The 23,316-nt window shown below is 64.9% G+C and carries 18 protein-coding genes; 5 read left to right on the forward strand and 13 right to left on the reverse strand.

The features are described 5' to 3' along the window. Positions 1-21: 21 nt before the first annotated feature. Positions 22-1,527, forward strand: coding sequence for a Do family serine endopeptidase (locus IT549_RS12000; protein ID WP_292973470.1), 1,506 nt, complete (start codon positions 22-24; stop codon positions 1,525-1,527). Here the strand turns inward: IT549_RS12000 and IT549_RS12005 are convergent. The 4 genes from IT549_RS12005 to IT549_RS12020 all read right to left on the reverse strand — a co-directional run bounded on the left by IT549_RS12005 (position 1,519) and on the right by IT549_RS12020 (position 5,516). Then, the gene (locus IT549_RS12005) at positions 1,519-3,558 is read right to left on the reverse strand and encodes a PBP1A family penicillin-binding protein (RefSeq protein ID WP_365776986.1); all 2,040 of its coding nucleotides are present in this window, start codon (positions 3,556-3,558) and stop codon (positions 1,519-1,521) included. The genes IT549_RS12000 and IT549_RS12005 overlap by 9 nt on opposite strands. A 196-nt stretch (positions 3,559-3,754) precedes the next feature. Further along, positions 3,755-4,141: a hypothetical protein gene (locus IT549_RS12010; RefSeq protein WP_292973474.1), complete on the reverse strand. Its 387-nt coding sequence runs from the start codon at positions 4,139-4,141 to the stop codon at positions 3,755-3,757. 14 nt (positions 4,142-4,155) lie between these two features. Beyond that, the gene (locus IT549_RS12015; RefSeq protein ID WP_292973475.1) at positions 4,156-4,602 is read right to left on the reverse strand and encodes an NfeD family protein; all 447 of its coding nucleotides are present in this window, start codon (positions 4,600-4,602) and stop codon (positions 4,156-4,158) included. After that, positions 4,599-5,516 (reverse strand): SPFH domain-containing protein, encoded by a 918-nt coding sequence (locus IT549_RS12020; RefSeq protein WP_292973477.1) that lies wholly within the window; start codon positions 5,514-5,516, stop codon positions 4,599-4,601. Before IT549_RS12020 ends, IT549_RS12015 begins: the two co-directional genes overlap by 4 nt. Before the next feature lie 112 nt (positions 5,517-5,628). Here IT549_RS12020 and IT549_RS12025 point away from each other — a divergent pair, with 112 nt between their 5' ends. Next, a complete protein-coding gene (locus IT549_RS12025; RefSeq protein ID WP_292973479.1) occupies positions 5,629-6,120 on the forward strand; it encodes a hypothetical protein in 492 nt (163 codons plus the stop codon). Here IT549_RS12025 and IT549_RS12030 read toward each other — a convergent pair. Continuing rightward, the gene (locus IT549_RS12030; RefSeq protein WP_292973481.1) at positions 6,117-6,983 is read right to left on the reverse strand and encodes a dienelactone hydrolase family protein; all 867 of its coding nucleotides are present in this window, start codon (positions 6,981-6,983) and stop codon (positions 6,117-6,119) included. The two genes, IT549_RS12025 and IT549_RS12030, sit on opposite strands and share 4 nt — an antisense overlap. A 170-nt stretch (positions 6,984-7,153) precedes the next feature. On the opposite strand from IT549_RS12030, the gene IT549_RS12035 reads away from it, so the two are divergent. Further along, complete coding sequence (locus tag IT549_RS12035; protein ID WP_292973483.1) at positions 7,154-9,253, forward strand: PQQ-dependent dehydrogenase, methanol/ethanol family; 2,100 nt, start codon at positions 7,154-7,156, stop codon at positions 9,251-9,253. Between the two features lie 57 nt (positions 9,254-9,310). On the opposite strand, the gene IT549_RS12040 is transcribed toward IT549_RS12035, so the two are convergent. The 6 genes from IT549_RS12040 to IT549_RS12065 form a co-directional block, all read right to left on the reverse strand. Continuing rightward, entirely contained in the window at positions 9,311-10,573 is a 1,263-nt protein-coding gene (locus tag IT549_RS12040; protein WP_292973485.1) for an MFS transporter, read from the reverse strand. 2 nt (positions 10,574-10,575) lie between these two features. Next, positions 10,576-12,048, reverse strand: a complete 1,473-nt coding sequence (locus IT549_RS12045) for a glycoside hydrolase family 30 beta sandwich domain-containing protein (RefSeq protein WP_292973487.1) — start codon at positions 12,046-12,048, stop codon at positions 10,576-10,578. Continuing rightward, on the reverse strand, positions 12,045-13,547 hold the full coding sequence (locus IT549_RS12050; protein WP_292973489.1) for a tryptophan halogenase family protein: 1,503 nt from the start codon (positions 13,545-13,547) through the stop codon (positions 12,045-12,047). Before IT549_RS12050 ends, IT549_RS12045 begins: the two co-directional genes overlap by 4 nt. Positions 13,548-13,563: 16 nt before the next feature. Then, the gene (locus tag IT549_RS12055; RefSeq protein ID WP_292973491.1) at positions 13,564-15,564 is read right to left on the reverse strand and encodes a glycoside hydrolase family 3 protein; all 2,001 of its coding nucleotides are present in this window, start codon (positions 15,562-15,564) and stop codon (positions 13,564-13,566) included. Between the two features lie 105 nt (positions 15,565-15,669). Further along, on the reverse strand, positions 15,670-18,561 hold the full coding sequence (locus IT549_RS12060; RefSeq protein WP_292973493.1) for a TonB-dependent receptor: 2,892 nt from the start codon (positions 18,559-18,561) through the stop codon (positions 15,670-15,672). Positions 18,562-18,764: 203 nt separating this feature from the next. Further along, on the reverse strand, positions 18,765-19,796 hold the full coding sequence (locus IT549_RS12065; RefSeq protein WP_292973495.1) for a LacI family DNA-binding transcriptional regulator: 1,032 nt from the start codon (positions 19,794-19,796) through the stop codon (positions 18,765-18,767). Positions 19,797-19,946: 150 nt separating this feature from the next. Between IT549_RS12065 and IT549_RS12070 the strand changes: the two genes are divergently transcribed. After that, positions 19,947-20,960 carry a cupin-like domain-containing protein gene (locus tag IT549_RS12070; protein ID WP_292973497.1) on the forward strand — a complete coding sequence of 338 codons (1,014 nt, stop codon included), beginning with the start codon at positions 19,947-19,949 and terminating at the stop codon, positions 20,958-20,960. Here the strand turns inward: IT549_RS12070 and IT549_RS12075 are convergent. Further along, positions 20,923-21,807: an endonuclease/exonuclease/phosphatase family protein gene (locus tag IT549_RS12075; RefSeq protein WP_292973498.1), complete on the reverse strand. Its 885-nt coding sequence runs from the start codon at positions 21,805-21,807 to the stop codon at positions 20,923-20,925. The genes IT549_RS12070 and IT549_RS12075 overlap by 38 nt on opposite strands. A 119-nt stretch (positions 21,808-21,926) precedes the next feature. On the opposite strand from IT549_RS12075, the gene IT549_RS12080 reads away from it, so the two are divergent. Then, positions 21,927-23,015: a putative sulfate exporter family transporter gene (locus IT549_RS12080; RefSeq protein ID WP_292973500.1), complete on the forward strand. Its 1,089-nt coding sequence runs from the start codon at positions 21,927-21,929 to the stop codon at positions 23,013-23,015. Between the two features lie 10 nt (positions 23,016-23,025). Here the strand turns inward: IT549_RS12080 and IT549_RS12085 are convergent, their stop codons facing one another. Then, complete coding sequence (locus IT549_RS12085) at positions 23,026-23,271, reverse strand: DUF6356 family protein (protein ID WP_292973502.1); 246 nt, start codon at positions 23,269-23,271, stop codon at positions 23,026-23,028. Positions 23,272-23,316: the final 45 nt, after the last annotated feature.

Raw genomic sequence — 23,316 nt, forward strand, 5'->3', positions numbered from 1 at the left:
GAAGCAGAAGGACCAAGACAGGTGCGATACGCTTATGGAGTGACAAGTGCGCTGTTGCTGGGCGGCGCGGCGCTTTCGCTGGCAACCGGTTTTCCCGCCGGTGCCCAGGTGGCCCAGAACGATGAGAGCCGGATGCAGGCGGTTGTCCCGCGCGCCGGTGCGCCGGCCAGCTTCGCCGATCTCACCGCACAGCTGCAACCGGCCGTGGTCAACATTGCCGTGCGCCAGAAAGTGCAGGTCGAAAACCCGCTGGCCAATACGCCGCTGGGCGCGATGATGGGCCAGGGTGCCCAGGCACGGGTGGCCGAAGCGGTCGGTTCGGGCTTCATTGTTTCGGCCGATGGCTATGTGGTGACCAACAACCACGTGATCAGCCTCGATCGCAAGGGCGCGGCCGACAACGTCACGGTCAAGCTGGCTGATGGCGCCGAATATCCGGCGCGGATCGTGGGCCGCGATGTTGATTCGGATATAGCCGTGCTCAAGATCGACGCCAAGAGCCCGCTACCGTTCGTGCGCTTTGGCGAAAGCAGCAAGGCCCGCGCCGGTGACTGGATCATCGCGATCGGCAACCCGTTCGGGCTCGGCGGATCGGTCACTTCGGGGATCGTCAGTTCGGTCAACCGCAACACCGGATCGGGCGCCTACGATCACTATATCCAGACCGACGCCTCGATCAATTCGGGCAATTCGGGCGGGCCGATGTTCGACATGCGCGGCAACGTGATCGGCATCAACAACTGGATCGTCGCCCCCAGCGGCGGCAACATCGGGATCGGTTTCGCGATCCCTTCGGATACGGCCAAGCCGATCGTCGAAAAGCTGATGGCCGGCAAGGCGATCGAGCGCGGGTTCCTGGGTGTTCAGATCCAGCCGGTCACCGATGCCATGGCGGATTCGCTGGGCCTGCCGCACAACCGCGGCGAGCTGGTGCGCGGCGTTCCGGCGGGCATGCCGGGCGCGCAGGCCGGGATCAAGCCGGGTGACATCGTGATCAAGGTCAACGGGATCGAGGTTACACCCGATACCTCGCTGTCAACGATCGTCGCCAATATCGCCCCGGGCACCCGGATCCCGATCGATCTGCTGCGCCAGGGCAAGCCGCTGACCGTCACCGCGACGGTTGCCCGCCGCCCCGGACAGGACGAGCTGGCCAAGACCCTGGCCCCGCCCGAACAGCGCGAAAGCCCGTTCAACAATGCCAACGGCAAGGGCGAAGGCCCGACTTCGGACACGCTGGGGCTGCGGGTGCTCGACATGGATGCCGATATCGCCCAGCAGCTGCGCGTGCCCGGATCAACCCGCGGCGCGGTGATCGCCCGGGTCGATAGCGATTCCGATGCGGCCAATCAGGGCCTGCAGCGCGGCGACATTGTGGTGGGCGTCAACTTCCAGCCGATCACCTCGGTCAGTGCGCTGGACGCGGCGATCAAGGCCGCCAAGGCGGCCGGCCGGCCCAGCGTGACGATCGAAGTGATGCGCCCTGGCCTGCAGGGCACGATCTACATCGGCGTGCGGCTAAAGTGATTGGGGCGGCCGGGAGGAGGATCCGCTCCCCTTCCGGCCCGTCGCCTCATTGAGGAAATCCTCGTTGGCCGCGGGTGGCGGATTGACCGGGACCAATTGATCGTTGGGATCGCCCGGACCATCATCGCGCGGCGCGGCCTGGCGATCGGCACCCGGACTGGCGCCCCCGCGGGTCGGTTCGATCAGGTTGCCGTTTTCATCGACATAGTAATAGTCTTCGGGGCTGCCGCTGAAATTGGCTTCGTCGTCGGGCTCCAGCTGCCAGGCCGGCGCGGTCATTTCGGTTTCGAACTTCTCGACCGGACGTCCGGCCACCGCGACCTTCATATAGGATGAAAAAGCCCGGGCCGGGGCTGTCCCGCCCTGCAGCCCGCCCACCGGTTTGTCATCGTCGCGGCCCATCCACACCCCGGTGGTGACTCCGCTGGAAAAGCCCAGGAACCAGCCATCCTTGTTCGATGTGGTGGTCCCGGTCTTGCCCGCAACCGGCCGCCCGATCTGCGCCGCCTGGCCAGTGCCGGAAGCAACCGCGCTTTGCAGCAGGTCGGTCATGCCATTGGCGACGTTGGGACTGACCAGCGCCACACTGCCCTTGGGCTTGTGCTGGTACAGCACCTGACCATCGGTGGTGGCGATCTTGACGATGCCATAGGGCTCGACCGACTGCCCCTTGGCCGAGACTGCGGCAAAGGCCCGGGTCATGTCGATCAGCCGCACCTCGTTCGATCCCAGCACCATCGACGGGACGGTCGAGATCGGGGTGGTGATCCCGAACCGCCGCGCAACCGCGGCCACGGCGTTGAAGCCCACTTCGTTGCCCAGCTGCGCAGCCACGGTGTTCTTGGAATAGGCAAAGGCGGTGCGCACGTCGATCTTGCCGGCAAAGGTCCCGCCCGAATTGCGCGGGCTCCAGCCCTGGATCGTCACCGGTTCGTCAATCACCTCGCTGGCCGGGGTATAGCCGGCTTCAAGCGCGGCGAGATAGACGAACAGCTTCCAGACCGAACCGGGCTGACGCACTGCATTGATCGCGCGGTTATAGTTCGACGTGACGTAATCGGTCCCGCCGACCATCGCCAGCACCGCGCCGTCGCGGTCCATGCTGACCAGCGCGCCCTGCGCACCGCCCGGCACATTGCGCTGGATCGCGTCGGTCGCGGCGGCCTGAAGCTTGGGATCGAGCGTGGTCCAGACCTCGATCGGCTGATCGTTTTCGCCCAGCAGGATATCAAGCTGCGGCAAGGCCCAGTCAGTGAAATAGCGGACCGAATTCTGCCCGGTTTCGGTCACGAACTTGATCGACTTGAAATCGATTGCGGCAACCTGATCGGCGCTGGCCTTGCCGTTTTCACGCATCAGCCCCAGCACCACCTTGCCGCGATCGACCGCAGCCACCGCATCGGCAGTGGGCGAATAGTGCGACGGGGCCTTGACCAGCCCGGCGATGATTGCCGCCTCGGGCAGGCTCAGCTGGGTGCCGGGATGGCCGAAGAACTTGCGGCTGGCGGAATCGATGCCATAGGCCCCGCCGCCGAAATAGACCTTGTTGAGATAGAGCTCGAGCACCTGATCCTTGGAAAATTTCCATTCGATCGCCAGCGCCAGCACCCCTTCACGCAGCTTGCGGCCAAAGGTCCGGCTGTTGTTGAGGAACACGGTGCGGGCCAGCTGCTGGGTGATGGTCGAGCCGCCCTGCCGCCAGCGCCCGTCGCGATAGCGCACATAGAACGAGCGCACGATCCCGATCGGATCGACCCCGATATGCTGATAATAACGCTTGTCCTCGGTCGAAAGGATCGCGTCCTTCATGACCTGCGGGATCTGCCCGGCGGCAATCCACTTGCCATAGGACGGCCCCAGCGTGACCAGTTCGGTGCCGTCGCGCGCGCGCACCACGATCATCTGTTCGTTCTGGGTGGCCTTGAGTTCATCATAGTCGGGCAGCGAATTGGCCGCGAGGCCCACCGCCACTGCCAGCGACAGGACGCCCAGCAGCGCCAGGGCACCACCCCAGACGAACAGGCGGCGCATGAACAGCCGGAAACCCGTGGGCTTGGGCTTGGCAGACCTGCCGCCACCCGCAGGCGGTGCACGCCGGATATCATTCCTGGCCATTACGCTTGTTCAATCCCTCCAGCGCGGCATCAGGCCAACGCTCTTCTGCCCCATTAGGGCAATTGCCGCGCAGGGTTAATGGGTGAAATGTCAATTTGGCGTGCAGACCGCGCTACTTGTCCGCCAGGTTTGCGCCAAGCCGGTCATTCGTGATGAACAGTTCCTCCAGATCCTTCTGTGCGGCACCTTCCAGGCATTTGCTTCCGGTCGCCTTGTAAGTCGGCCCGTCCATCTTGCCGGCCACATCACTGCCGGCGCGCAGGGCGGCGGCCAGATCACCCTTGGGACCAATCGCCTGACGGACCCGCGCGGTGTAGTAACCCTGGAAGTTCATCACCACGGCATAGGTCGGGGGCTTTTCTTTCAACTTGACCGCGGCTTCGGCCAGGATCCGGATACACACCGCATCGCCCTGCGCGGTGCCATCATAAGCACTTGCCGGAACCGCCAGCCCGGTCAGGATTGTCGCGGCGCCAAGGCCCAGGAGGAGAGGTTTCATCGGTGTCCTTTCATTCAATGCAGGTGTTCAACCAGCAGGACCGCGCCGTCATGGCCCGATACCCGCATCCGTGTGCCCGGCTCGGCATCGGGGCCACGCGCCAACCATTCGCTGTCGCCCAGCCGGACCCGGCCCTGTCCGCCTTCGATCACCTGGGTGACGACCACGGCTTCGCCCACCGCCCGCGCGCCGCGATCGTTCATCTTGGGATCGGCCGGCTGGATCGGATGGCGGCGCAGCCAGTTGCGCCCGGCAAAGACCGAAACCATCGACAGGCCGGCAAACAGCACCACCTGCCAGGGTAGTCCGATCGGCATCAGCCAGGTGGCCAGCCCGGTCAGCATGGCAGCACCCGCCATCCAGATCAGGAAAACGCCGGGGATGGTCATTTCGCCCACCGCCAGCACCAGGCCCAGGGTCAGCCACAGCCAGTGCGGCTCGATCCCTTCGAGCAGGCTCATTTCTTTGCTCCCTCGCCCAGCGCATCCTTGACCAGTTCGCCGATCCCGCCGACCGTGCCGATCAACTGGGTCGCCTCGACCGGGAACAGGATGGTCTTGGCATTGGGCGAAGTCGCGAACTGCGAAACCGCCTCGGTGTATTTCTGGGCGATGAAATAGTTCAGCGCCTGGCTGCCCGATCCGGCAATCGCCTCGCTGACCACCCGGGTCGCCTGTGCTTCGGCCGCGGCCGCGCGTTCGCGCGCCTCGGCATCGCGGAAGGCGGCTTCCTTGCGGCCTTCGGCCGACAGGATCTGGGCCTGCTTTTCACCTTCGGCCCGCAGGATTTCCGAAGCCCGCAGCCCTTCGGCCTCAAGGATCTGGGCCCGCTTTTCACGTTCAGCCTTCATCTGCCGGGCCATGGCGTTGGAAATATCGGCCGGCGGGCGGATATCCTTGATCTCGATCCGGGTGATCTTGATCCCCCAGGGTTCGGTGGCGTGATCGATCACCTGCAGCAGCTTGGCATTGATCTCGTCACGCTTCGACAGCGTCTCGTCGAGGTCCATCGAACCCATCACCGTGCGCAGGTTGGTGGTGGTCAGCTGCATGATCGCGACATAGAGGTTCGAAACCTCATAGGCGGCCTTGCCCGGATCAAGCACCTGGAAGAATACCACCGCATCGACCCCGACCATCGCGTTGTCGCGGGTGATGATTTCCTGGCCGGGAATGTCCAGCACCTGCTCCATCATGTTGACCTTGTGGCCAACCCGATCGACGAACGGGATAATCAGGTGCAGACCCGGCTGCGCCGCCAGCGTGAACTTGCCCAATCGCTCAATCGTATAGACGTGCCCCTGGCGTACAACCCGCACGCCCAGCAGCAGAAACACGGCCACAGCGGCCAGGATCATGACCATCAACGGACCCATCACAAAGGCTCCCTTTCAAACCGGAAATGCCATGTTAGCGCCCGCCCGCCCGGCGACAAGCAAAACCGGATGCTTAACCGGCTGGTAACCATGCGGCGTTAGTGTGGCGGGCATGATCCAGCAGAATCCCAAAGATTGGTCCCAAGGCTTCTGGGGCAGCGAGCACCCCGAAACGGCGGCGCTGCGCGTGCAGAAGGACTATGTCGATACGATGATCTCGCTCAAGCGCGAGAACATGGACCGCATCTATGCCTACATCAACACGCTGATCGAAAAGGCCAAGGAAGAGCTGGGCCATGCCCGCAGTGGCGGCAGCAGCGGCGATCATCGCCGGATGGCGCTGAAGCAGCACGTCGATGAAATCGCCGCCTACCTCAAGGGCCAGGCGCTCGATGTCCAGCTGCCCAACACCTATGGCGAGCGCGGCGGGGCCAATCTTGGCCATCACTATGTGCTGGAAGACGTTCCCGCCTTCTTCGGCCGTGTCAAATGCGTGATCGACCAGTGGTACGACAGCCACCTGCTGGCGGTTTACGATGAAGTCGTGATCCTGGTTAAGCCCAAGGGCCAGACCGTCGCGGGTACCTCGAACTCGGTCTCCTAAAGCTTTCTGTAAAGCTCCAGCAACCGGCCCCAGGCGCGGTCGGCCTCGGCCTTGTTATAGACCGGGGCATCGAGCGTGCACCAGCCGTGGTCGGCCTTATACACCTCCACCTCGACATAGCGGCCCGAAGCCTGGCCCGCAGCCTTCAGCGCATCCTTGTCGCCCGGTGAGCGGGCATCGTCGTTGCGCGCGATCGCGATCAGGAAGCCAGCCTGGCTTTTGGCGAACAGGCTATGTGGACTGTCGGGCTTGTCGCTGACCAGCCCGCCGCCGTGGAACGAGGCCGCCGCCTTGATCCGCGCCGGCAGCGCCGCCGCGCTGCGGATCGCGAAGGATCCCGTCTGGCAATAGCCCTGGGTCCCGATCCCGCGCTTGCGGTCCACCCCGGCCTGCTTGTCGAGCCAGGCCACGAAGGCAGCGGCATCCTTTACGGTGTTGGCGGGCGAAAGCGTGGCGATCGCCGGCTTCAGCTTCTCCTGACCCGCCGGGCTGCGCCATTCGGCCATCGAGGCCAGCAGCGGCGCCTTAGCCGCGCGATAATAGTGATTGACCACCAGCACCGCATAACCGGCCCCGGCCAGCCGCCGGCCCATTTCCTTGTAGGCATCGCGCAGCCCGGCAATATCGGGCCACAGGATCACCGCCGGGTGCCTGCCCTTGGCCGGGCGGACAAAGAAGGCGTCGGCCTGGCCATCGGGGGTTGGCACTTCGACCATCGCTTCCTTCAGTGCCCCAGCCCTGGCCTGCGCCGTTCCGGCTGCCACCAGCATTCCGGCCGCGCCGATCGCAGCGAATTCACGGCGGCTGAGGCCGCGCGCGGCCAGCGCCTGCTCTTCTTCAAGGGCGGTCAGATCATCGCACATCGCTTGGTCCCTTCGAATCCGGATTGCGCCCGAGGATAGCCATCCGCTCGCCGCGGTCCAAAACTAATCGCGCGGTTAACATTGAGGTTGCAATTTGTCGCGGAATCCGGCGAATTGTCCGCGTATCTGACTCGCCGCACGAGCGGGCAGATCTTGGAGAGGGATCACCGATGCGCCTGAAGCTGCTTGCCGCCGCCGCCCTGCTGACGCTTGCCGCCTGCGGCAAGAGCCCGTCACCTCCCGCAACCGAGGGGGTGACCGACGCAATGCTGGCCAATCCGCCCGAAGGCGAATGGCTGACCGTGGCCGGCGATCACACCGAAACGCGCTTCTCCGGGCTCGACAAGATCAATGACAAGAATGTCGGCGAACTCGGGCTGGCCTGGTCAGCCGACATGGATACCGCGCGCGGGCAGGAAGCCACCCCGCTGATGCACGACGGGGTGCTTTACGTCACCACCGCCTGGTCGATGGTCAAGGCCTATGACGCCAGGACCGGCGCGCTCAAATGGTCCTACGATCCCAAGGTGCCGCGCGCCAAGCTGGTCGATGTCTGCTGCGATGCGGTCAACCGCGGCGTCGCGCTCTATGGCGACAAGGTCTATGTCGGCACGCTCGATGGCCGGCTGGTCGCGCTTGAGCAGAAGACCGGCAAAGTGGTGTTCGACAAGCCGACCATCCCCAAGGATTCGCATATGGCGATCACCGGCGCGCCGCGGATCGCCAAGGGCATGGTCCTGATCGGCCAGGCCGGGGCCGAATATTTCAGCCGCGGCTATGTTGCCGCCTATGATGCCCAGACCGGTGACGAGATCTGGAAGTTCTACACCGTGCCGGGCGATCCGTCGAAGCCGCAGGAAGGCAAGCACCTGGAAGCCGCCGCCAAGACCTGGAGCGGCGATTTCTGGAAGCGCGGCGGCGGCGGCAACGTGTGGGATTCGATCACCTATGATCCGGTCACCAACCTGGTGATCTTCGGCACTGCCAATGCCGAACCGTGGAACCCCGCGCACCGCAACACCGACGGCGCCGGCGACAGCCTGTACACCGCGTCGGTGGTGGCGGTGAATGCCGATACCGGCGAATATGCCTGGCACTTCCAGGAAACCCCGGAAGACCGCTGGGACTTCGATTCAACCCAGCAGCTGATTGTGCGCGATGTGACCATCGGCGGCCAGCAGCGCCGCGTGGTGATGCACGCGCCCAAGAACGGGTTCTTCTACACGCTGGATGCCAAGACCGGAAAGTTCATCTCGGGCAATCCGTTCGTCGAAGGGATCAACTGGGCCAGCGGGCTCGATCCGGTTACCGGCGCGCCCAAGATCAACCCGGAGGCCAAGTATGAAGTGACCGGCAAGCCCTTCGTGGGCTTCCCCGGTGCGGTCGGCGCCCACAGCTGGACCCCGATGAGCTTCAGCCCCAAGACCGGGCTGGTCTATATCCCGGTCAACTATACCCCGCAGTTCTACATGGGCGATCCCGATTGGAAACCGGGCACCACCGGCTTCCAGCTGGGGATCGACGTTTCGGGCGGCGATATTCCGGCCGACAAGGCGATCCGCGCCGCGACCAAGGCGGCGATGAAGGGCGCGCTGGTGGCCTTCGATCCGCTGACCGGCAAGGCCCGGTGGAGCGTGCCGCATTCCACCCCGACCAACGGCGGGACGCTGTCAACCGCCGGCAACCTGGTATTCCAGGGCACCGCGCTGGGTGAATTCCGCGCTTATACAGCCGATACCGGCAAGCAGCTGTGGAGCTTTGGCACGCAGAGCGGCGTCCTGGCCGCGCCGATGACCTACATGATCGACGGTGAGCAATACATCGCGGTGCTGGTCGGCTGGGGCGGCGTCTGGGACGTTTCGGCCGGCAAGCTGGTTTCGACCATGACCCCCAACATCAGCCGGCTGATGGTGTTCAAGCTGGGCGCCAAGGGTGTGCTGCCCGCCGCCCCGCCCAGCGCCAAGCGCGTGCTCGACCCGCCGCCGCTGACCGGCAAGGGCGAACAGATCGCGCTGGGCGGCAAGCTCTACGCCAACAGCTGCTCGGTCTGCCACGGCGCTTCCGCAGTGGCCGGATCGCTCAACCCGGACCTGCGCCACTCGGCCGTGCTCGGCAATGCCGAGGCCTGGAAGAAGATCGTCCACGATGGCGCGCTCAGCGCCAACGGGATGGTCGCCTGGAAGGACCAGTTCAATCCCGATCAGGTCGAGGCGATCCGCCACTATGTGATCAAGCGCGCCAATGAGGACAAGGCGCTGGGCGAACACTAGGCCCTCGGTCGCAAGCTTGGAACACAGCCCCTCGCCATCCGTGCGGGGGGCTGTTTTCTATTGGGCGGCGGGGCGCGGCTCGGTCAGCGCGGCGCGCAGCGCGAACAGCAGGATCGCGCCATAGGCAATCGCCGGCACGACGAAGGCAAAGGCCAGTCCTTCCACATCCGCCAGCCGCGCGACCAGATAGGGGATCACCGCCCCCAGCGAGATCGCCAGCACAAGCAGTCCCGACGTGGAGCTTTGCGACACGCCCGAACGCTCAAGCGTGAGCGTGAAGATCGTCGGGAACATGATCGAATTGAACAGCCCCACGGCCAGCGCGGCATAGCCCGACAGCGGCCCCAGCCCGGCAAAGGCGATCAGGCACAGCAGTGTGGTCATCATCGCGCAAAACGCTAGCAGGCGGGCGGCGCGCACCCGGGTCAGCAGCGCAGTGCCAATCGCCCGGCCGGCCAGGGCCCCGCCCCAATAGAGGTTGGCGAGGTAGAACCCGCCCACTTCCAGTGGCAGTCCCAACACGTCGCGCTGGTGCAGGAAGGCGATCATGATCGAGCCGATCGAGACTTCCGCCCCGACATAGAGCCCGATCGCCAGCGCCCCGAACAGCGCCCAGCGGGACCGCAGCGCATCGAGCACCGAGGCACCGCTGACCACCGGGATCGCCGCTGCCGCCTGCCCGATCCGCCGCCGTTGCAGCCAGACCAGCAGCGCCAGCAGCGCCAGCAGTCCAGCCATCGCCGTAAAGGCACGCTGCACCGCCTGCAGCACTTCGGCCACCGCGCGCGGATCGGCCAGCCGATCCTGGCCGGCACTCAGCACCTTGTCACCCAGCATCACTGCCGCGCCATAGTTGACCCCCAGCACCACCCCCAGCGAGTTGAAAGCCTGCGCGAAATTGAGGCGGAAATGGCTGGTCCGGGCCGGACCCAGCGCGGCCGCCAGCGGATTGGCCGAGACTTGCAGCGTGGTGATCCCCAGCGCCAGCACGAACAGCGCGGCCAGTACCGCCGCATAGCTGTGCCAGCCAACCGCCAGGCCGACCAGCAGGCAGCCGCCGATCATGGTTCCCAGCGCGATCAGGATGGTCGTTACCGGTCCCAGCCGGTTGCCGATCGAAGCTGCCGGGAATGACATCAGCCCGTTGGCAGCAAAACTGACCAGCTGGATCATCAACGCTTCGGTGTAATTGAGATCGAACGCGGCGCGCATCGCCACGATCAGCGGATCGTTGTTCGACGAGATGAAGCCCCAGCCAAGGAACAGCGTGGTCACCGCGACAAAGGCCCCGGTCACCCCCAACTGGCGCAGCCGTTCCAAGCCTAGCCGCTCCAGACCAGGGTCATGACTTCGCCCGCCGGGGCAGTCACGGCAAAGGTCTTGCTGCCACTGCGCACTTTCAGCCGGGCCTCGGCCGTGCCGGCATTGTGGACCAGCAGCACCAGGCTGCCATCGCGGTTGCGGAAGGCGGCGTGGGTCATCCCCGCCGGGCCGCCCTGACTGGTGATCGCCCGCGCACCGGGCCGCACGAAACGGCTGACATGGCCAAGCACATAGTATTCGACATTGCGGGTCACGCTACGCGTTACGGTGTCGATCGTCACTACCCCGCGGCAATTGCCACAGCCGCCCAGATGCGGGCCGCTGTTCTGGTCAAGCGCCAGATTCCACAGGATCGAACCCCGCGATCCGGCGCGGCTGGGCGCGATCACCAGGTTGTCGATCATCCAGCCCAGCGTCTTGCCCCATTCGGGCGCCCAGCCCCCGCCCGAACATTCGGTGAAGAACACCTCCTTGTCAGGGTGCGCCTGGCGGACCTGGCCCATCGCCTGAACATCGCCGGCATAGCAATGCCAGGCAATCCCGGTGACCTGCCGCGCCGCAACCGGATCGGCCAGCACGGTCAGCGGTTCGTTGGGCTTGTCCCAGTTGTGATCCCAGTCGAGGATCCCCACCGGCTGGCTGCGCGCAGCCAGCGCCGGCCCCAGATGCGCGCCGATAAAGCGCGCACGTTCGGGCGCGTTGAGCCGCATTCCGGGATAATTCTCGGGCTCGAAATCGGGTTCGTTCTGCGCGGTGACATAGCGCACCGGCAAGCCGCCCGCCGCCATCACATCGAGATAGCGCACGAAGTAAGCCGCGAAGGCACCGTAATGCTCGGGCTTGAGCCGCCCCTTGATCAGGCTGTCGGTGTCCTTCATCCAGCCCGGCGCGCTCCACGGGCTGGCCATCAGCGTCAGTTCGGGATTGACCGCCCGCGCGGCGCGCAGCGCGGGCAATTGCGCCGCTTCCGCCCCCGCCATCGAGAACTTCGCCAGCGCGGGGTCACTCTGCCCCCTGGGCATGTCATCCAGACTGTAATGGCGGGTCGAAAAGTCCGACGCGCCAATCGGTACGCGCACGAACGACAGCCCCAGCCCCTGCCCCTGCCGTCCGAACAGTTCGGCGAACAGTTCGTCGCGCTGGGCGCGGTTCAGGGTGGTCTGGAACAATTGCGCGGAGGCATCGGTCATCGCCGCGCCATAGCCGACGATTTCCTGATCCTGCCGGGCCGGATCGACCACCAGGTCGGTACTGGCCGGCGCCGCAGCTTCACCCAGCGCCAGATCGGCCTGCCGGGAGAGCTTGCGGGTGGCATCGCTGCTGCTGGCCCAGACCGCCACTGCGCCTGCGGTGGGGGCCGGCGGCACCGTTTCGCCGCCTGCACGGCTACCCGATCCGCTGCCGCAACCGGCAAGCAGGCATGCCAGCAGTGGCGCGGCCAGCGCGCGCAAGGCTGGTCTGATCCGGATCATGCTTCGGCCGGGCAGGTCTTGGCGACGTATTCGGCGTGGCTGGGCATCACCTTGACGCATTTGCCAATCACCGCCTGGATATTGCCCAGATACTGCGCGATCTGGGTCTCGCTCTTGATGTTGACCAGGGGATCATAGCCGTGCGGGATCATGCCCTGGCCCAGGAACACCTGGATCCAGCTTTCCTCGGCGAACAGTTCCTCGTCTTCGCGGAAGATCCGGGCGTTGGCCATCCACAGGTCGATCTTGCGCTGCAGGGTGGCGGGCACTTCCATGGTCCGGCAATAGTTCCAGAACGGCGTGTCGGACCGGGCGGTGGCCTTGTAGTGCAGGATGATGAAATCGCGGATCCGTTCGAATTCGAAATCGGTCTGGCGGTTGAATTCATCGATGTTCGACTGGTCGAAGCCGGCATCGGGCAGCAGCCGGATCATCCGGATGATCCCGGCCTGGACCAGGTGCAGGCTGGTCGATTCAAGCGGTTCGAGGAAGCCCCCGGCCAGCCCGATCGCCACGCAGTTCTTGTGCCACAGCTGCTTGCGCTTGCCGGCCTTGAAATCGACCTTGAACGGGTTCGCCAACTGATCGCCATCAAGGTTCGCCAGCAGGATCCGCTCAGCCTCGGCATCGTCCATGTACTGGGTGGAGAAGACATGGCCGTTGCCGGTGCGGTGCTGCAACGGGATCCGCCATTGCCACCCCGCGCCGTGCGCGATCGAGCGGGTGTAGGGCGTGAAATTGTCTGACCGCGCACAGGGCACCGCGATCGCCCGGTTGCACGGCAACCAGTGCGACCAGTCCTCAAACTCCACCCCCAGCGCCTGATTGATGAACAGCCCGCGAAAGCCCGAGCAATCGACGAACAGATCGGCCTCGATCACTTCGCCGTCGTTCATCACCACGCTTTCGATGAAGCCATCGTCGGCGCGCAGGTTGGTCTGGACAATCTTGCCTTCGCGGCGGCGCACGCCGCGATCCTGGGCATAGCCCGACAGGAACCGGGCAAACAGTCCGGCATCCATGTGGAAGGCATGGCCAATCTGGCCAAGTGGGCTGTCGCCCATTTCCAGCTGGGCACGCATGAACCTGTTGGCCGTGGCCGCCGACGCGTTGATCGAATAATCGTCGAAATTGCTGGCCCGGCCTAGCTCACGCGCCTTGAGCCAGTAGTGGTGCATGCGCAGCCATTCCCAGTCCTGGCCGATCAACCCAAAGCCATGGACATAGCTGTCATCGCCGTTGAGCCAGCCTTCGAACTGGATACCCAGCTTGAAGCTGGCCTGGGTGCGCTTCATGAAGTCGTTTTCATCAAGCCCCAGGATCTCATTGTATTTCTTGATCGCCGGGATCGTTGCTTCGCCCACCCCGATCGTGCCGATGTCTTCGCTTTCGACCAGGACGATATCGTAGAGCCCCTGGAACAGCCGGGCGAGCAGTGCCGCGGTCATCCAGCCAGACGACCCGCCCCCAGCAATCAGGATGCGCCGCAAGCTCTTCATGGCCAGTACTCCTGCGTTACGGACAGGCGGTCAGGTTTGCTGATTCCACCAGATGACCGGTCTGCCGTGCCTTGGCATAGGACAAGCCGAAACCGCGCGCAAACAGCTGCTCGGCGGCGGGATAGCCGTTGGTCGGGCAGGTGGTCGATGGCCAGGCGAACGAGAGGCGGCCGGTAAAGTCATAACCCCGGGTCGCGGCGAACAGATCGGCCAGCGCGCCCGCTTCGCTGCCGGGCAGGAAAGCCGCCACAAAGGCATCCGAACGGTTGATCAGGTCGGTCGTATAGGTGGTGCGGCCCGAATAGAGCAACGTCACCAGCGGCACACCCTTGCCCCCGACCTTGTCGAGCAATGCCAGGTCAGCCGGATATTGCAGCGATTGCCCGATCGGTGCGGGCCAGCGCACGTCGCCCTTCATTTCGGCATGCGGGCTTTCGGCAATGACCGCGATCACTGCATCGAACTTGCCGGGTGCAAAGGCGCTGCCATCGGCCGAGAAGGTGACATTGCCCGCGCCATAGACCCGGCGCAGCCCGGTCAGCACGGTTTCGCCGGTCGGGAAATCACCGTTGTTGATCTCATCGCCCTGCCAGGTCACCGACCAGCCACCGGCCTGCATCGGGAAACTGTCGGCCGCCGCGCCCACCACCAGCACGCGCTTGCCCGGCTTCAGCGGCAGCGTGGCCTTGTCATTCTTGAGCAGGACCGCGCTCTTGCGCACGGCTTCCTGGGCCAGCGCGCGATTCTCAAGCGCGGAAGCCTGACCGGTGAAGCGCCCGGCGGAAATCGGCCGGTCGAACAGCCCGGTGCGGAACTTGACGCGCAGGATACGGGTCACCGCATCGTCGATCCGCGCCATCGGCACGCGGCCTTCCTTCACGTCGGCCACGGTGTTGGCGATGAAGCTTTCCCACTTTTCGGGAACCATGAACACGTCGATCCCGGCGTTGATCGCCGCCGGACAGTGATCGACCTTGCAGCCCGGAACCTGTTCGATCGCGTTCCAGTCCGAAACCACGATCCCGTCAAAATTGAGCTTACGCTTGAGCACGCCGTCGATCAGCGCACGGTTGCCGTGCATCTTGCCGAACGGCACTCCGTCCATCGTCCAGCTTGAATAGGAAATCATCACGGTCTGCACGTTGGCATCGAGGGTCGAATAGTACCCGCGCCCGTGCACGTTCACCAGATCGCGCGCCGAGGTGCGGGTTTCGCCCTGGTCCACCCCATTCAAGGTGCCGCCATCGCCCAGATAGTGCTTGGCGGAGGCCAGCACGTCGCCATCACCCTTCAGCGTGCCCTGCAAGCCGCGCACCAAAGCCGTGCCCAGCAAGGCCACCTGGGCCGGGTCGCTCGAATAGCCTTCATAGGCACGGCCCCAGCGCTGGTTCTGCACCACCGCCAGTGTCGGTGCGAACGCCCAACCCAGCCCGGTGGCTCGCACCTGCTTGGCCGTCGCCCGACCGATCCGGTAAACCAGATTGGGATCGCGGGTCGCGCCCAGCCCGATGTTGTGCGGGAAGATCGTGGCCCCGTGCACGTTGTTGTTGCCGTGGACCGCATCGATCCCCCAGATCAGCGGGATCTTGACCTTCATGTCGGTTGACATCGCCGCCTTGGCGAACTGGTCGGCCAGATTGGCCCAGTCCTTGACCGAGGCATGCTTGTTCATCGCCGGCCAGGCACCCCCGCCGTTGAGGATGGTGCCGATGTAGTGCTTGCGAACCTGGTCAGGCGTGATCGACAGGATGCTGGGCTGGGTAATCTGCCCGATCTTCTGTTCGAGCGTCATGCCCTTGACGATCTTGGCTATCCGGATCTCGATCGCCGGGTCAATCTTGCCAGTTGCCTTGCGCGCGGGCCAGGCCGCGATCGCCTTGGCCTCATCAGCCGACCAGCCCGCCGGATTGGCAATCTTGCCGCTTGCCGCGCCAGCCAGAACAGTAGCGAGCGCACCCGCCGCCAGGACATATTTGAACTTCACCAGCACTACCCGCCCGTTTCCGAATTGCATCATTTCAGCCGCCCGAAGCCGGGCCGACGCTCCCTCATGGGGAAAGTCCCTGCAAGCATGGACTTTCCCGCAAAGCGCCGGCCCGACCTGCGGACCCTAACGAAGGCTTCAGAACTTGTAGCTGAAGCCAAGCAGGAACTGGCGGCCGTACTTTTCGTAGATTTCCGGCAGATAGCCGCCGTCATTCGTACGCGGCCCACCACCATCGACACCCAGGCGAGTACGATAGGGTGAATCGGTCACATTGTTGGCCTGCAACAGGATCGACAGCCCACCCAGTGAACTTCCGTCGGGGAAGGTATAGCCGATCTGGGCGTCAAGCTGGCGATCGGCGAGGATTTCAGTCAGCCCACGGTTTGCGAACAGCTGAACCACTTCACCCTTGAAGCCCGAACGATAGCGATAGCTCGCCCGCGCCTGGAAGCCGCCCTTCTCGAAGTAACCGGTGATGTTGTAGACGTGGTTCGACAGCCCCGGAATGCGGGTCGCCTGAACCGTGTTCGGGTTGGTCGAGTCGGTCGGACGCAGGTTCGACTTCACGTAGGAGTAGCTGGCGATCACCCCGAAGCCGTCAAGCACCGGTGCGATCTTGCCGAAGTTCAGCGCGCCGCTGACTTCAACCCCGTAGATGCTGCCACCCTTGCCGTTGGCCGGCTGGCGGATGGTCCCGATCGGGCTGACCGTCACCCCGACCGGCACCACCACCGAAGGCGGCAGGGTCAGGCCCGAGAAGTCGAACGACTGCTGCTGCAGGTACACGTAGTTCTCAAGATCCTTGTAGAAGCCCGAGATCGCGATGTAGCTCGACTTGTCGATGTACCATTCATAGGCCACGTCGATCGACTTGGCCCGCCACGGTTCAAGCTTGGCGTTGCCGCCATTGGCGTTCCACGGGTGGATGGTGCCGCCCGGCTGGCACTGCGCCGACGAACCGCCGCCACCTCCGCAAATATTGTCGGCGCCCGGAATGAAGTCGGCGCGCATTTCGTCCATGCGCGGACGGGCCATCTGGCGCGACAGACCCAGGCGCACCCGGTGCCCACCGCCCAGTTCATAGGTCAGGTTGAGGCTGGGCAGCCAGTCGCTGTAGCTGGTGCCATCGCTGATCGGATCGACCTGACGCGGGGTGACCAGGAAGTTGATCGCATAGCCATGCGACTTCTGCTCCTGGTGAACCCACTGCACACCGATGTTACCGTGCAGATTGCCGGTATCGATGTTCATCTTCGCCTTCAGCGTGATGGTGTTTTCGGCGATGTCCCAAGCCTTGTCGAAGGTGTTGCGGTCGACATAGACGGTCTTGTCATAATAGACCGGCAGCGCCAGCGGCAGGTTGACCGACAGCACCGAACCCATCCCGGCAAAGCCCAGCGAAGTCGGGTTCACCAGATACTGCGGATCGACCAGCGCCTGGGTGCGACCGTTCTTGAGGAACAGGTCGAACTCGGCCACGTCCTTGCTTTTGGTCGTCCGGCTGTAGTTGGCGCCGAAGTCGACGCTCTTGATCGGCCCGTCCATTTCATAGTTGAAGCCGATGTCGGTCGCGAAGACGGTTTCCTTGACGTGCGGTTCCTTGGTCTGGCCATCGTGGCCCCAGCCGCCCCACGGCGCCCGGTCACCCAGCGAAACGCGCGACGCGTCGGAATAGTTCAGCCCTTCGCTCCAGTCGGGAAATCCTTGCCCGGCCAGGAACTGCGTGAAGTCAAAACCGATCGAATCGAACACCCGATTGGCGTTCTGCGTTGCCGACGTCGCGCAGCAGCCAAAGCCCGCATAGGTTTCAGTGATGCTTTCGTCGCGGGTGTTGGTCGAATAAGACAGGTCAGCGACCAGCTTGAGCTTGTCGGTCATCGCAAACTCACCGTTCAGACCCGCCGAGAAGAGCTGATCGTCGCGGGTGTTATAGTCGTTGCGCAATTGCGGTGCGATCCCATTGGCCATGCCCGAAACCGCCACGTCCGTTCCCCCGACGGTTGCGTTCGAAACATTGCGAAGAGTCTGTTGGTCAGCCCAGGGATTGTCAAACCACTGCACGCCGCGCATCACTTCGCGCTGCTTGAAACTTGAGTAGTAGAGGTCAAGTTCGAGGTGCGCCTTCTCGCTCGGCTGCAGTTCGAGAATGCCGATCGCAGCATCGCGCCGCTGTTCGCGAGAATAGGCAAACACTTCCTGCCCGCTGATGAACTGCGAATTGCGGGCCGAGGCAGGCGCAACGCGCCCGTTCAACGCCGGATCGCACCAAGAAGGACCGTCACCCCAGAAGCACCCATGATCGAACTTTTCATAGCCGTAGGCCTTGACGTGGCGATTCTGCGAGGGAGAGTCGAGATGGGCGTAGCCCAAAGCCCAGCCAACCGTGCCGTCGGCATTCTGGCCGATCCAGCTTGCACTGGCGCGCCAGCCCCAGTTGCGCACATCGTCATTCAGCTTGCCGCCCGAATTCACTTCACCGCGCATGTTCACAACGAACGCGCGCTTGCCATATTCAAGCGGTCGCACGGTGCGCAGATCGATCGAGCCCGACAGGCCCATGCCCGAGATGCTGGCATCGGGGGTCTTGTAAACGACCACCATGTTGAGCAGTTCGGACGGATACTGGTCGAATTCGACCGAGCGGTTGTCACCCGAGCTGGCCTGAGGCCGGCCGTTGAGGAAGGTGGTGGTAAAGTCCGGCGAGAACCCGCGCAGCGAGATCACCTGGGCGCGGCCATTGACGCGCTGGGCAGCAAGGCCCGGAAGACGTGCGATCGATTCCGCGATCGAAACGTCGGGCAGCTTGCCGATGTCTTCAGCCGAAACGGCTTCGACGATGCTTTCGTTCTTGCGCTTTTCGTTGATCGCGTTGCCCAGCGAATAGCGGATCCCGGAAACCGTGATTTCCTGTCCATCGCTGGCGCCTTCATCAGCCGGTGCCTCCTGCGCGAAGGCAGCTTGCGGGGCAAGCATCGCCATGGCCAGCGCGGAGACCGCGGTAGCTCCGAATCGGTAGGCCTTCGGCATGCGATTCGCAGCCGTGGTCGAAAGCACCCTCATACCCATCAAACCCCTCCGTTTTGCGCGGTTTTCCGCGAATCCCAAGCACAGGACGTGCGCCCGTTGTAGTCACTTCCTTGTTGGAAGCGCTTCCAACAAATGCCCAATGCATCACCAAAGGTCAAGCAGCCAGGATGCGAAATTGTGGGGAGCGCGGTGAAAGGACTGCGTCAGACCGCCGAAAAGCTCGAATCGCGGACCACCAGATCGTGACCCAGCGTTTCACGCCCGGCCTGGCTGGCCGATTCCGATACCGCTTCCACCAGGCGTTCCACCGCGCGGGCTCCCATCCGCCTCAGCGGCTGGTGGATCGTGGTCAGCGGCGGCCAGACGATTTCCGAAACCGGGGTATCGTCGAACCCGGTGATCGCCACATCCTGCGGGATCGCCAGGCCCAGCTTGTGCGCGGCGAGCAGCGCGCCCGCCGCCATATCGTCGTTGGCACAGACCAGCGCGGTCAGCTGACGATCACCGCCCAGCAGCGCCTGCGCGCAATCATGGCCCGAGCGGAACGTGAAGGTCCCGCGGGCAACGGCCACATCGGCTTCGCTGAGCCCCTGCTCAGCCAAAGCGGCCAGAAATCCGTCATAACGCGTTTCGGCCGAGGCGTGGCCCTTCAGCCCCTTGATGAAGCCGAACTTGCGATGCCCCTGCGCCAGCAGGTGCGTGCCAATATCGTGCCCGGCGCGGTAATCGTCGATCCCCAGCACCAGCGCCAGTTCCTCGGCCTGGCGCGCGCCGGCGATGCAGACCGCGGCAATGCCCAAACCGCGCAGCGTGCGCAGCAGATTCGCGTCATCGGAAAACGGCGGGGTCAGGATCACCCCGTCGCACTGGTCCTCGCTGAGCCGCGCGACGATTTCGGCGGCGGCACCGGGATCGTTCTGGTTGACCACCTGGTTGAGCAGCTGCACCCCCAGGCTCACTCCGGCACGGGTCGCGCCCAGCTCAAGCGCGGACGAATAGTACGAATTCGGCTCGGTATCGAAGTCCGAGGCGTGGACCATGGTAATCCGCAGCCCCTTGCGTCCCGCCAGGTTGCGGGCCTGCAGGTTGACCCGGTAGCCCAGCTTTTCAACCGCCTGCATCACCTTGGCGCGCACTTCCTCGCGCACGTTGGGCTGCTTGTTGAGCACCCGCGACACGGTGGTTCGCGCCACGCCAGCAAGCGCCGCGACATCGTCGATGGTCGGTCTGTTCACGCCTGGCCCGCTAATCCTGCACTGCCCCTGATTGCCCGCCGCAATGTCGCAAGCCCGCGCCCGAATGGCAAGCGCCGATGGAAAGGCCGATCGCAAGGCGGCCTATGGAAGCGCTTCCCACAGCGCCCGACATGTGGGATGAACTCCACAATGACCGGGTCCAGACAGGAGCAGACGATCCCCCAGCCCTTACCTGAACTGGCCGATTTCAAGCTTGCCGCACTGGGCGGGCCAGAGCCGTTCGTGCTGCGCGGAGTAGCCGGTGACTGGCCGGTCGTGCAGGCCGCCAGCCAGGGTGAGCGCGAAGTGCTGGCCTACCTCAGGCGCTGTGCGGCTCCGGGTGAGATCGATTTCTCAATCGCCCCTCAGTCCGAAGCTGGCCGGTTCCACTATGCCCCGGACCTGCGCGGGTTCAATTTTGCCCGCCGCCGCGCCCCGTTCGGCCTGTTCCTCGATGCACTGGAGCGGGCGATCGACGATCCCGCCGCGCCGACCCTGGCCGCGCAGGGCATTCTGGCCAGCCAGGCCGCACCGCAGTTCCTTGCCGAAAATCCCCTGCCGCTCAGCCCGGGTCAGGGCGAGGCGCGGTTGTGGATCGGCAATCGCGCCCGGGTGGCCGCGCACAGCGACCCGGCCGACAATGTGGCCTATTGCGCGGCCGGGCGCCGCCGCTTCACGCTCTATGCCCCCGAACAGGCATCCAACCTGTACCTCGGACCGTTCGATCCGACCCCGGCCGGCACGCCGATCGCGATGACCGATCCGCTCGAGCCGGACTTCGAGCGCTACCCGCGCTTTGCCCAGGCCTGCGATGCCGCGCTGGTGGCCGAGCTGGAACCCGGCGATGCGATCTACATCCCCTATGGCTGGTATCACCACGTCCAGGCGCTTTCGCCAGTGTCGATGCTGGTCAACTATTGGTGGCGCGAGGGCGAGCCGGGTGGCTCGCCGTGGGATGCGATGCTGATGGGGATGATGGCGCTGCGCCAGCTGCCGCCCAATGCCCGCCGCCACTGGCAGGCGATGTTCGATACCTATGTGTTCGAAAGCCACGGCCCGGCCGGTGCGCACTTGCCAGACCATGCGCGCGGAATTCTCGACGCGCGTGATGCCCGCGATCTTGACGCTATGCGCGCGGCCTTGCTGCGCAAGCTTGGGGGATAAGGTCGGCGATCACCGGGAAGTGATCGGACGCCAGCCGACCGTCGAAATGCTCGGCCAGCGCGTGATAGCGCTGCACGCCCAGGCCATCACCCACCAGCACATGGTCAATCGTGTCGCCGGCGGTGGGCACCGTGGTCCAGCCGTTGAAAGTGATCGTCGCGCCGATCGGCGGTTCCAGCGACAGTGCCCGGCTATCGCGCAGCAGCGGCGGGCTGAGCAATGCCTGCAGCGATGCCTCGGTCAGCGGCGCGTTGAAATCGCCCAGCAGCACCACCGCCTCACCCTTGCGGCGATTGGCCGTGATCCATTGGCGCAGCTGGCGCGCGCTGCCCAGCCGCGCCTCCTTGCCCAGATGGTCCCAATGGGTGTTGATCGCCAGCAGCGCCAGCCCGTCAGCCCGGCGGCGCAGGTGCGCCCAGGTGGCGACCCGGCGATACGACGCGTCCCAGCCCAGCGATGGCACCGCAGGCGTGGGGGACAGCCAGAACATCCCGCTGGCCAGCACGGCAAAGCGCGCACGCGCGACGAACAGCGGCGAAGCCTCGCCCGCCAGCTTGCCATCATCGCGCCCGCCGCCCAGCGCCAGATAGCCTGGCAGATCAGCCACCAGATCGGCGCGCTGGCCGGGCAGCACTTCCTGCATGCCCAGCAGGTCGGGCGAAAGCAGCCGGATCTGGCCGGTGAACAGCGCGCGGCGATGGGGCCAGCGGTTCGCTCCGTCGCTTTCGGTGTCGAGCCGGATGTTGTAGGTCATCACCCGGAACGGATCAGGCCGGCAGGTGGCCGCCTGGGCGATCGGCGCGCTGACCAGCAGCGCCAAAGCCAGCATCATCCGCACAATCATCATCGCAACTCCACCTGCCGTCTCACGCGTACGCGCATGATGGCGGATGCGGAGTGCGTGCTGTCAATCCTTTGCCTTGTTCGCCGACATGGGGCATGGATCATTCCCATTCGGGGGGACGCATGACGCAAGGCGAAAAGCGCGCGATTGACTGGGACTCGCTGCCGCACGGCGGCGACCTGTTCGGCGAGATGCATCTGGCGGAAACCGCGCCCAGCGCGCCGGCGCCGCGCGCGCCGCTGTTTCCGGGGCTGGCGCTGTGCGGAGTGGCGGCTGCCGCGGCGGCCTGGCTGTCGGAGCACTATGGCTTTCCGATCATCCTGCTGGGGCTGCTGGTCGGCCTGTCGCTCAATTTCATCAGCCACGATCCGCGCAGTCACGCCGGGCTGGACTTCGCCTCGCGCACCTGCCTGCGCTGGGGGATCGTGGTGCTGGGGCTGCAGGTCACCGTGGCCCAGATCGAAGCGCTGGGGCCAGCGCCCTTCGCCGCGCTGGGGGTGGTCATGGCGGTGACCATGGCCGCCGGAATGGTCGGGGCGAAAGTGGCCGGGCAAAGCCGCTTCGCCGGGATCCTGGCGGGCGGCGCAACCGCGATCTGCGGAGCCAGCGCGGCGCTGGCGCTGTACGGCGTGATCGGCAAGGACCGGCTGAGCCAGGCCCAGTTCGCGCTGACGCTGGTGGGGATCTCGCTGGCCAGCGCCTTTGCCATGTCGGTCTATCCCGCGCTGGCGGGCGAGCTGGGGCTGAGCGACGGGCAGGCCGGGTTCCTGATCGGCGCGTCGATCCACGATGTCGCGCAGGCCATCGGCGGCGGCTATGCCTTTTCCGATCCAGCCGGCAATTACGCCACGATCGTGAAGCTGGCGCGGGTCGCCATGCTGGCCCCGATCGTTGCGCTGACCAGCCTGGCGATCGGCCCGGCCGACGGCAACACGCAAGGCCCGCTGTGGCAGCGGCTGGCGCTGCCGTGGTTCATCCTGGCCTTCCTGGGGGTGGTCGCGCTCAACAGCATGGTCACGATCCCCCGGCCGCTGGTCGATGGCGGGCTGGTGCTGTCGAAGACGCTGCTGCTGCTGGCGGTGACCGCCACCGCGATGCGCAGCCGGATGGACCTGCTGCTGCAGATGGGCTGGCGCGCGGCGGTGCCGGTGGTAACCGCCTCGATCGCCAGCTTTGCAGCCGCGCTGGGGTTTGCGTACCTGCTGCTTTAAGCTTGCTGCTCTAGATCACGAAATCGAGCACCGCGGGCAGTTGCTTGCGGTTGCGCTTGGTGACCATCCGTTCGTGCAGGGTCGCAATCTGCAGCGATCCGGTGCGCACGAACAGGAACGGCAGAATGCCGTGGATCAGGCAGGCAAAGCCGCCCAGGATCATCCGCAGGCCAAACCCGGTCGCCATCACGAAATGCTCGCCATAGGTCTCATCGACCGAAGCGGGGTGTTCGGTAAACAGGCGCTGGATCGACATCGGAATTTCCCCCAAGGATTGATTGATCGAATCCTATCGCAGTGA

This window comes from Novosphingobium sp., assembly GCF_020852455.1.
GTDB lineage: Bacteria > Pseudomonadota > Alphaproteobacteria > Sphingomonadales > Sphingomonadaceae > Novosphingobium.

Bases quoted from the DNA above. Each gene is read 5' to 3' on its own strand.
- IT549_RS12005 (WP_365776986.1), bottom strand. From the start codon at position 3,558: ATGCGCCGCCTGTTCGTCTGGGGTGGTGCCCTGGCGCTGCTGGGCGTC.
- IT549_RS12010 (WP_292973474.1), bottom strand. From the start codon at position 4,141: ATGAAACCTCTCCTCCTGGGCCTTGGCGCCGCGACAATCCTGACCGGG.
- IT549_RS12015 (WP_292973475.1), bottom strand. From the start codon at position 4,602: ATGAGCCTGCTCGAAGGGATCGAGCCGCACTGGCTGTGGCTGACCCTG.
- IT549_RS12020 (WP_292973477.1), bottom strand. From the start codon at position 5,516: ATGGGTCCGTTGATGGTCATGATCCTGGCCGCTGTGGCCGTGTTTCTG.
- IT549_RS12025 (WP_292973479.1), top strand. From the start codon at position 5,629: ATGATCCAGCAGAATCCCAAAGATTGGTCCCAAGGCTTCTGGGGCAGC.
- IT549_RS12030 (WP_292973481.1), bottom strand. From the start codon at position 6,983: ATGTGCGATGATCTGACCGCCCTTGAAGAAGAGCAGGCGCTGGCCGCG.
- IT549_RS12035 (WP_292973483.1), top strand. From the start codon at position 7,154: ATGCGCCTGAAGCTGCTTGCCGCCGCCGCCCTGCTGACGCTTGCCGCC.
- IT549_RS12045 (WP_292973487.1), bottom strand. From the start codon at position 12,048: ATGATCCGGATCAGACCAGCCTTGCGCGCGCTGGCCGCGCCACTGCTG.
- IT549_RS12050 (WP_292973489.1), bottom strand. From the start codon at position 13,547: ATGAAGAGCTTGCGGCGCATCCTGATTGCTGGGGGCGGGTCGTCTGGC.
- IT549_RS12055 (WP_292973491.1), bottom strand. From the start codon at position 15,564: ATGATGCAATTCGGAAACGGGCGGGTAGTGCTGGTGAAGTTCAAATAT.
- IT549_RS12060 (WP_292973493.1), bottom strand. From the start codon at position 18,561: ATGCCGAAGGCCTACCGATTCGGAGCTACCGCGGTCTCCGCGCTGGCC.
- IT549_RS12070 (WP_292973497.1), top strand. From the start codon at position 19,947: ATGACCGGGTCCAGACAGGAGCAGACGATCCCCCAGCCCTTACCTGAA.
- IT549_RS12075 (WP_292973498.1), bottom strand. From the start codon at position 21,807: ATGATGATTGTGCGGATGATGCTGGCTTTGGCGCTGCTGGTCAGCGCG.
- IT549_RS12080 (WP_292973500.1), top strand. From the start codon at position 21,927: ATGACGCAAGGCGAAAAGCGCGCGATTGACTGGGACTCGCTGCCGCAC.
- IT549_RS12085 (WP_292973502.1), bottom strand. From the start codon at position 23,271: ATGTCGATCCAGCGCCTGTTTACCGAACACCCCGCTTCGGTCGATGAG.